This is a genomic window from Shewanella sp. SG41-4 (assembly GCF_014164505.1).
Taxonomy (GTDB): Bacteria; Pseudomonadota; Gammaproteobacteria; order Enterobacterales; family Shewanellaceae; genus Shewanella.
Genome location: NZ_JACJFI010000183.1, coordinates 1 through 8,908 on the forward strand (window position 1 = coordinate 1; position 8,908 = coordinate 8,908).

The window sequence follows — 8,908 nt, forward strand, 5'->3', positions numbered from 1 at the left end:
CTTTAATCTTATGCAGTACTTCAGGATGCCATTCATATTTGTCATGTGCGCCTACTGATAATCCACCTGTATTATGATCTGCTGTCACAACCATCAAGGTGTCTTTACTTTGACGAACAAATTGTTCAACGACTTCTATTGCGTATGCAAATTCATCCATTTCACCCATAGCGGTAGTAATATCGTTACTGTGGCCAGCCCAATCAATTAAGCTGCCTTCTACTAATAACACAAAACCTTGTTCATTCTGTGACAGTAAATCTAATGCTTTTTGGGTCATATGACTGAGTTTATGCGCTTGGTTATCATTAATGGCCCAAGGCAATTGTACATCGGCAAATAGCCCCAATACTTTTGGCGTAGTCACTGATGCTAGCTCAGAGAATTCACTGATGTACTGGTAGCCTTTAGCGCGGAACTGTTCAAGTAATGTTGGGGTGAAATATTGCTGACCACCACCAAGAATGACATCAGCATCAGATGTTAAATAAGCTTCTGCAATGTCTATGTAATTACTGCGGCTTTCATTATGAGCCAAAAATGCAGCAGGCGTAGCATGATTTACTTGGGAGGTAACCGCTACGCCAGTAGATAAACCTAATGCTTTAGCTTTTTCCATTAAAGTGGTAAGTGGGCGTTTTTCAGTATCAACGGCAATTGCACCATTATAACTTTTAACCCCAGTTGATAATGCTGTAGCGGATGCGGCAGAGTCTGTTACATAACCACTGACAGAAGCAGGGTAAGTGCTTGCCATACCAACAAGTAAGCGATCAAACACAGTTTGTTCAACTTCTTCTGTGTCAGGATTATCTTTATAATAACGATAGGCGGTGGTGTAAGCCGGTCCCATACCATCACCAATCATAATGATGATATTTTTAGGTCTTGATGGACCGACCGTCGGAACATTGTTACTTACCGTATTAGCAACTACTGGCGACATAACGACTTCATCAGCCATTGCACCTGTTACAACCAAGCTAGATACCAATAATAATCTGCTGATTATCTTTTGGTAGGTAGATAGAAAATGCATGATTAATCCTATTTTTTCTGACTAATACGGGCTTCGATAGCATCCATAAGCATGCCGGTAATATTAACGTCAAACGCTGCTTCAATTTCTTTAATGCAGGTTGGGCTAGTCACATTGATTTCAGTTAATTTATCACCAATGACGTCTAAGCCGACAAAAATAAGGCCACGTTTTTTCAATTCAGGACCAATAGCACGCGCAATTTTCCAATCACTTTCTGATAATGGTTGGGCTACACCACTGCCGCCGGCAGCTAGGTTGCCACGGGTTTCACCTTTCATCGGGATACGGGCTAATGCATAAGGTACCGGTTCACCGTCCACCACTAAAATACGCTTATCACCTTGAGTGATTTCTGGAATAAAGGCTTGTGCCATTGCGTATTGTTGACCATAACTGGTCAATGTTTCGATAATCACGCCAACGTTAGGGTCATCTTTTTTCACTCGAAAAATAGACGTGCCGCCCATGCCATCTAGTGGTTTTAAAATAATGTCTTGTTTTAGCTGGTGGAATGCTCTGATGCGTTTAGCGTCACGGGTAACAATAGTGTCTGGGGTAAACTCAGAAAACCATGCCGTAAACAGTTTTTCATTGGCATCACGTAAGCTTTGCGGCTTGTTAACAATCAACACGCCTTCTTCTTCCGCACGTTCGAGCATATAAGTCGCGTAGATGAATTCGGTATCAAATGGTGGGTCTTTACGCATTAAAATCACATCAAGTTCGGCCAAAGGAGTATCAACTGACTCGCCTAAGGTAAACCATTGATCAGCATCTTGCTTAACCGATAATTCACGCATCGTGGCCATGGCTTTACCGTTGACCATCGCAAGGTCATGCATTTCCATATAAAACAATTGGTAGCCACGTGCTTGTGCGTCTAATAACATCGCAAAGCTCGAATCTTTTTTGATGTTAATGTCGCTGATCGGGTCCATAACAATACCGAGCTTAATCATGTGTGTATCCTTAATAATGTGCAGGGAAGATATCGGTTTAATTTAACCAATATCGCCAAATTTAACTTGTAATGCAGTAATAGCAGTTAATGACGCCGTTTCTGTACGAAGTACCCTTGGTCCCAATAAAATATCGGTAAAATGTTGGGTTTCGGTCATGGCAATTTCTTCGTCAGACAAACCGCCTTCTGGGCCAATTAATAATCTTACTTTGTGGTGTTGACCAGATAACTGCAAGCCATTAATACCGTGTGAGGCTCTTGGGTGCAAATTCAGTTTTAGAGCTTCGGTAGATTCTTCACACCATTGCGCTAGTGTCATTGCAGGTCGAACAACTGGAACAATACTGCGACCAGATTGTTCACAAGCACTGATAACAATTTTTTGCCATTGCTGCAGCTTTTTCTCTAAACGTTCACCGCTCAGTTTGACACCACATCGATCAGAAAATAACGGTGTAATGGTTGTTACACCCAACTCTACCGACTTCTGAACCGTAAACTCCATTCTGTCACCACGTGAAATCACCTGACCTAAATGCAAGTTTAATGGCGATTCACTATTGTTAGCTTCACAACTTAGGACCGTGACAGAGATAGATTTCTTACTGGTTTCAATTATTTCGGCTAAATAATCATTACCGTCACCGTTAAACAAGCTGATGTGGTCACCCATTCCCATTCGTAATACTCGGCCAATGTGGGCAACACCATCTTCATCTAATTGAAGCGTTTGCCCTTGTTGTAAATTGTCTAGGGGCTGAAAAATGCGTGGGACTCTCATCAGTGTTGACCTTATTTAACCAATTGTTCATGGGTAGCTTGATCGCCAATTAACGAACTAAGCCGTTATTTTGGCATTGTTTGAATACAAAATCATTATGATTACCTTGGTTAGCCGCGATTAAGGTATCACGCTTGCACTCAGTTGCCGTCACTGGCTGCATTTTGTCCCATGCATTAAACAATTTTTGCTGACTGCTGCTAATTTGAAGACCATAGTTTTGTTGCATATAAAGGTAAGTTCGAGCGATAGGACCTCGTGCTCGTTTTGGGGGTTGTGCTTTGCGACCTTTAAAGTCGACAATCATTTCACATTGGCCGTATTGATCCGCTTTTCCACCCCAATCACTAAACCTAAAGTTGCTGCGATCGCCATTGACCTCACCGACAGCAGGAACGAGATTATGTACATCGGCTTCCATTTTTTTAAATTGCTTGTTGTTTTTACCACAATTTTTACGTCCGCCATCTTGCCAACATTGCAGTTGATGGCCAAATTCCCAAGCGGGGACACATGCTCCCATTCAATACGGTTGGCTCTAATAATTTGTTTTCTAACTTGATATCCACAGCTAGCATGATCTGCTTGCCATAATTTTCCTGCTATGGCGATATCACAACTGCAATAAAAGGTACTAAGAGGGAGGTGTTGTTGATAAATCTTTTTAGCAACTGTTTTCGCTTTACCAAAACTACTTGGATGTTCAGCTGCGATAAGCGTGGATGAAAAAATGCCGCACAGAAGCGACACCCCAAATAGCAAAGAGTGTGTGGATGATAAGCGCAAAGTAAACCCTAAAATTAACAAAACATCATTACAGCGCAGGCTTAGCCTGTCATTTTTGCTGATGTTAAGCCATCACATGCTATGACGCAATTGATACCGTTTATTATTCCGAGCAAAGGTTATTTCGGGTTAAAAGAGGTTAATGTTTGTTGGCAGCGGCGACAGCGATATTGAGTTTGGCCTCGGACAATTCTGTTGTGCCGTCTTATGCTGAGCGGAACGCTACCACAGCCGCAAAAATATTCGAATTGTTGACCACTGACAGACTGAGTATCGAGTTGGTGAGTGGTCTTAGGAGTAATGTTAAATGTCGTCAGCATCACGCTTTGCCATTCTTTGCCATGAGGTTTTACTTTACCAAATAGGTTGAAGCACACTAAGTGGCTAATTTCATGTGGTACAACTTCATTAATAAAAATGTCAGGATTTTCAGCCAGTAACACCGGGTTGAAGCGTAATTTATTAGCTTGTAAATGTGCTGTGCCGGCGCTTTTTCCACGTAAGCTGAAATGAACACTAGGACGTGGGAATTGACGTTTGAAATGCGTTTCTGCTAATTGGTAGTCCGCTTCGACTTTGGCCAAAATTTGCCGTTGTAACGGATTGCTAACGGTAGTGTTCTGCGATTTGTTGGGGAGAGATCCCGTTGATAATGAAGACTCCTTTGCTTGGATGTCTTGCGTTAGCGCTTGGTGCGCGCGCTGTGTGAGATTGAAAATATTTTTAAGCATCTTGGATTGCTTCACTTGCTTGAATGATCAATGAAAGGTTCAGGCAAGTAAAGCATCGGCCTCTTAATTTAGTTTGTCGATATTACAGTGTGCTCGCAGCCGCAGCTATCATGGCGCGTATCTGCTCGACAATGTCAGACTCTACTTGTGAGTCATATCCTTTAACGCGTGGAGTATGAATGTGTCCTACCGGTAAATTCAAGTTAAATTGATCTCGAAGTAAAATACTGCGATAGGAAATTTCATTGGATAAATAGCCGCCTCCAGAGCCTTCTACCGAAATTTCATTTTGCAATTCAGCCAGAGATGATGCCTTAAACTGGCCTCGTGATAAGGTGCTAATTTGATTGTTATCATTAATACTCCAATGACCTTTTACTGCTGCCATTGCTTCGACTGGAAGTGAAAACTGCACAAACTCAGGGCCATTTAATTTACCATCGGCGGAGGTGCCACCGTTAAATAATGGCGCTTTAGGATTGCGCTGACTGGCACCCGTTAATACATTTAAGTTGTCTGGGGCTTCTGCACTGCGGTTACGTCCAGGAAAGCGTTCAATGTCGAAGTTTTCACGACCCATACTAATGGTAAACACCATGTCGACATTGTCTTCACGATAAAAAGGTGTGAGTAACGATTCGATAATGCCATTGTCGAAATCGGCATATCTTACTGGAATCATCACCGTTTCGATTTGTGCTTTTTTACCATTCACTTCAAAACGATAACCATCTAAGGCTAAAGCAGCTAAACCTGATGGATTGCTTTGGCCAATATTTCTATCAAGGAAAAAAGGGTCAAAACCGGTCACGAGAATATTAATTTGCGTATCAGGAGAAAACTCAATATCACTAAAACCGCGAGAAGACTTCTCAACTGCTTTAACCAAAATATCACGTTGCCAATCGGCCACATTGAATCCGGCTCTTTCTTGCTTTAGGACATTTCGCATACTTAAACGACTCCAGTACAAGGAGCGATCATCACTGTGTCCCGATTGTACATCTCGAACAGCTTGCTGCCATAATCTATGCCCTTGATGGGCAACCATTTCGGTAACGGCTAACTCGTCAGTGGATTGGGCTAGCTTGACCTCTAAAGTATCACTGATAGCTTGATAACGATTAACCACATTAGGCATAGTTTGCCCGGCCTTCGATACACGCATCTCTTCAACGTTTTTTGAGAGAGGCCCACCCTGAACTGAAGCAGATAAGGTAACTAATGCCAATGAACTTAACATTATAAAAGCAGTGTGTTTAATCATGACGATTCCTATAGGACTATGAGTATCCTAATACGAGTTAGTTTTCTGTAGTCTGTTCAACAATAAACGATATCTTTAACTTACAGTTATAGCACAGTTGTTTAGGTGATTTAACAGTGTCATTAATACCGATGATATAAGTTTGATGTTTAGTGCAAAAATTTTGCATTACTCGTTTTTAAATCAAGATAATCTCAAACGGCCTATTTAGATCATTGAGTTAACCATTCAACTATTGAATGCTTAATAAAAGTGCAATTAACAACGATCTGATGGCGACGTGCTTACAGGTTTATAGACTTAACTCATCATCGAATGTAGTGATTCTTGGCTGGTATACCGTTTGGTAAAGAAGTCTAAAAAAGCACTAATATTACTGGCCAGCTGACGGCGACTTGAATAAACCCCATAGACTTTAAAGGGTTCCATTGGCCATTCTTGTAAAATGGGCACCAAGCTTCCGGTTGCAAGTTCTTGCTTGCAACTGGTGTTAGACAGCATGGCAATACCATAGTCATCTAATGCTAGACGTTTCACCATACTGGCACTATTAACCCGCACTTTACGTTTAAAGGTTGCCATTATTTTACGGTTACCTTTCCCTAACGCCCAAATGGGAGCTGACAATGTGGTGCCGAGTAAAATACCGTTATGCTGAGTTAATTCTTGTGGTGTTGCAGGGCTACTGAATTTTTTGATGTAACCAGGGCTCGCGACCAAAATAGGTTGGCGTTCAAATAATAATCGAGCCACAAGATCGGAAGATTGCAATGGACCATATTTGATCGCGATATCGTAGCCTTCACCCACAAGCCCAACATCGTTATCGGTAAATTGTATATCGAGTTCTATATTGGGATAAAGACGCATAAAACTTGAACATAAATGGCCGATAACATCTTGTGAAAAAGACACCGGAATGGCGATTCGCAACGCGCCAGAAATATCATTATGGGTGTTTTCTATGGTGGCTTTAGCGGCTTCAATTTCATGACTAATAGAATCACAGTGCTGATAAAATAAAGCTCCAACTTGAGTCAGGCTTAAATTTCGGGTGTCTCGTTGGAGTAATCGAACCCCGAGTTGCTCTTCTAATTGAGCAACTTTACGACTAATGGTTGATTTAGGTTGTCCGATCTCTCGTGCTGCTTGAGAGAATCCTTTTGCTCTAACAACGGCTGCAAACAGCATCATACCGTTCAAATCGGGCATTCAAACCTCACTGTCTCATTTATGGAACAAAGCGTCCAAGCTAGTTTATATGGTAATTTACCCATTAACAAAGTTATATTTACGAGCTAAAAAAAATTTTCAGAGGCTATATAAGCAGAGGATCTAAGGATGACCAGCAAAAAGCAGCCCGCTAACAAGACTCAAGCACTATCGGCTGACCCACTTTTCTTACAAGCTGAACACTTGGCTAAAGACTTTTCATTATTTCCTGCTCATAACAAGCAGAGTTTATCTGAAGAAGTGAAAGGATTATTAACAGAAGATTCCATTCAATCAAACTTGAAAAGTTTGGCATCTTTAGACGTTGACGGTTATGTCAATAAAGTTATCCAACCGACCTTGGATAAAAACCGCCCAGGCGCGAAGCGAATGATCGCTGACTTAAAAGGCAAGATTATTGCCGAAAGTCATATCGGACCGTTTTACCGTGCTGAAGTGGAACTTAATTTTGGTACTCGTACTCGCCGTATCGGTTTTATTGCGCAAGAGCGCACGACCGCAAACGGTGCATGGATGCCAGAACACCATCTTGCAGCATGCAAAGCGATTCGCCATTTCGCCGAATTGTCTATGCCAATTGTATATTTAATCGATACTCCTGGTGCAGATGCTGGCGAAATTGCCAATAGCCAAAACCAAGCGCATACCATTTCTAAAGCGATTGCTGAAAGTGCGAATGTTGATGTACCGACAGTCGGTATTGTGATTGGTGCGGGTTATTCTGGTGGTGCAATTCCATTAGCTGCAGCGAACATTTTATTATCTGTACGAGATGGTATTTTCAACACTATTCAGCCGCAAGGCTTACAAAGCATTGCGCGTAAGTATAACTTGTCATGGCAGGAATGTGCTAAATCGGTAGGCGTATCACCAGAAGAGTTATATACCGCTGGTTGTATTGACGGCATTATCGATTTCACTCCATCAGATAAAGACGAGCGTCAGCATAATTTCCGTCGTGCGATTATCAGTTCTATTGAAGCTGTTGAACGTGCTGCAATGAAATTTGTGCGCGAATCTACAGATTTAAAAGAGCATTATGATCGTAGCTTACAGCGTTACTTAGCGCCGTCGGCTAACTTACTAACGCTTGAAAATAATACCCGCTTATCTGTCGCCAATAACCCAACGATGTACCACAATATTTTTGGTAGTGCATATCGTTATTTGCGTTATTTGACCTTGCGTAGCCGTATTCATTCAATCTCACAAGAACAGTATGGTCGCTTATCAAAAGTGAGCGTGCCAGAAGGTGACTTGTTAGCGCGTATTAAGCAAGAACAGGAACGCGTGTTCCAAGCATGGTTAACCAACCCTGATAAGTTAGTTTACGATGAAGAACTGAATAAACTTTGGGGTACATTCAGCGCTAAACGTAAAGACATTTCTGCCGAACGTAACGTGATTACACGTTTTATTTTGGGTGAACCAAAAGAGAACTATAAAAAAGCACGTAAGGCACTGTTATTTAACATTGGTTGGTCTTTATATCATCGCTGGAAAAGTAATGCCGCTAACAACTTTAATGGCTTAATTAAGCATTTAGAATCACTGCCTAAGTCTACAACACAAGCTCCATGGCCTGAGCTTAGTCAGCTTACTGTGTTGGATATTGTCGTTAATGACGAATTACGTGAAGACTTTATTTGGCAGTGTCATAACGTGCTTATCTTCAATGCGCTATATGACAATGTTGTAGGTAGTTTGGCGTCAATTTCGAAAGAAGCCATGATGTCAAAAAGTTTGTCCCGTGAATCCGTGGATAAATTACTGCATAAATCGATTGATAATGCATTATCGATAAGTGACAACGCAAACGATAAGAGTAAGTTCTATAAGTGGCTTAAATACTTTATGGATCAATCGAATCGCGCTGAATTGCTGACTCGTGTAGAGCAATGGAAGAGTGTGGGTTTCCCACAGTTAAACGATTCGTTATTTGTAATCTTAACTTATTTCTTCGAGCGTTTATTACCAGAGTACTTTGATAGCGAAGACGAACACGATAAATACACCGGTACAATTAACCCTGTGCGTATTGGTCGTCGTAAGGATTTTTGGAACCGTTTAACAATGGGTTACCAAGACTTATTGATTCAAAAAATAC

The 8,908-nt window shown here is 41.4% G+C and carries 7 protein-coding genes and 1 pseudogene; 1 reads left to right on the forward strand and 7 read right to left on the reverse strand.

Features of this window, described 5'->3' with window-relative positions:
* The 7 genes and pseudogenes from H5202_RS15125 to H5202_RS15155 all read right to left on the reverse strand — a co-directional run.
* On the reverse strand, positions 1-1,039 hold a 1,039-nt coding region (locus tag H5202_RS15125), incomplete at its 3' end, for an alkaline phosphatase (protein ID WP_182772806.1).
* A gap of 8 nt (positions 1,040-1,047) precedes the next feature.
* Positions 1,048-2,001, reverse strand: a complete 954-nt coding sequence (gene gshB / locus H5202_RS15130) for a glutathione synthase (RefSeq protein WP_182772807.1) — start codon at positions 1,999-2,001, stop codon at positions 1,048-1,050.
* Between the two features lie 42 nt (positions 2,002-2,043).
* Entirely contained in the window at positions 2,044-2,784 is a 741-nt protein-coding gene (rsmE, locus tag H5202_RS15135; RefSeq protein WP_182772808.1) for a 16S rRNA (uracil(1498)-N(3))-methyltransferase, read from the reverse strand.
* A gap of 49 nt (positions 2,785-2,833) precedes the next feature.
* A pseudogene (locus H5202_RS15140) lies at positions 2,834-3,546 on the reverse strand (endonuclease).
* A 143-nt stretch (positions 3,547-3,689) separates the two neighbouring features.
* Positions 3,690-4,301, reverse strand: a complete 612-nt coding sequence (locus H5202_RS15145; protein ID WP_182772809.1) for a SprT family zinc-dependent metalloprotease — start codon at positions 4,299-4,301, stop codon at positions 3,690-3,692.
* Between the two features lie 82 nt (positions 4,302-4,383).
* Positions 4,384-5,568, reverse strand: a complete 1,185-nt coding sequence (locus H5202_RS15150) for a hypothetical protein (protein WP_182772810.1) — start codon at positions 5,566-5,568, stop codon at positions 4,384-4,386.
* 300 nt (positions 5,569-5,868) lie between these two features.
* Positions 5,869-6,780 carry a LysR family transcriptional regulator gene (locus H5202_RS15155; protein ID WP_182772811.1) on the reverse strand — a complete coding sequence of 304 codons (912 nt, stop codon included), beginning with the start codon at positions 6,778-6,780 and terminating at the stop codon, positions 5,869-5,871.
* A gap of 129 nt (positions 6,781-6,909) precedes the next feature.
* On the opposite strand from H5202_RS15155, the gene H5202_RS15160 reads away from it, so the two are divergent.
* The coding region (locus tag H5202_RS15160; protein WP_272490472.1) for a carboxyl transferase domain-containing protein at positions 6,910-8,908 on the forward strand (1,999 nt) is incomplete at its 3' end.

Excerpts from the sequence above, each read along its gene's own strand:
- gshB (WP_182772807.1), bottom strand. The coding sequence starts at position 2,001 with ATGATTAAGCTCGGTATTGTTATGGACCCGATCAGCGACATTAACATC.
- rsmE (WP_182772808.1), bottom strand. The coding sequence starts at position 2,784 with ATGAGAGTCCCACGCATTTTTCAGCCCCTAGACAATTTACAACAAGGG.
- H5202_RS15145 (WP_182772809.1), bottom strand. The coding sequence starts at position 4,301 with ATGCTTAAAAATATTTTCAATCTCACACAGCGCGCGCACCAAGCGCTA.
- H5202_RS15150 (WP_182772810.1), bottom strand. The coding sequence starts at position 5,568 with ATGATTAAACACACTGCTTTTATAATGTTAAGTTCATTGGCATTAGTT.
- H5202_RS15155 (WP_182772811.1), bottom strand. The coding sequence starts at position 6,780 with ATGCCCGATTTGAACGGTATGATGCTGTTTGCAGCCGTTGTTAGAGCA.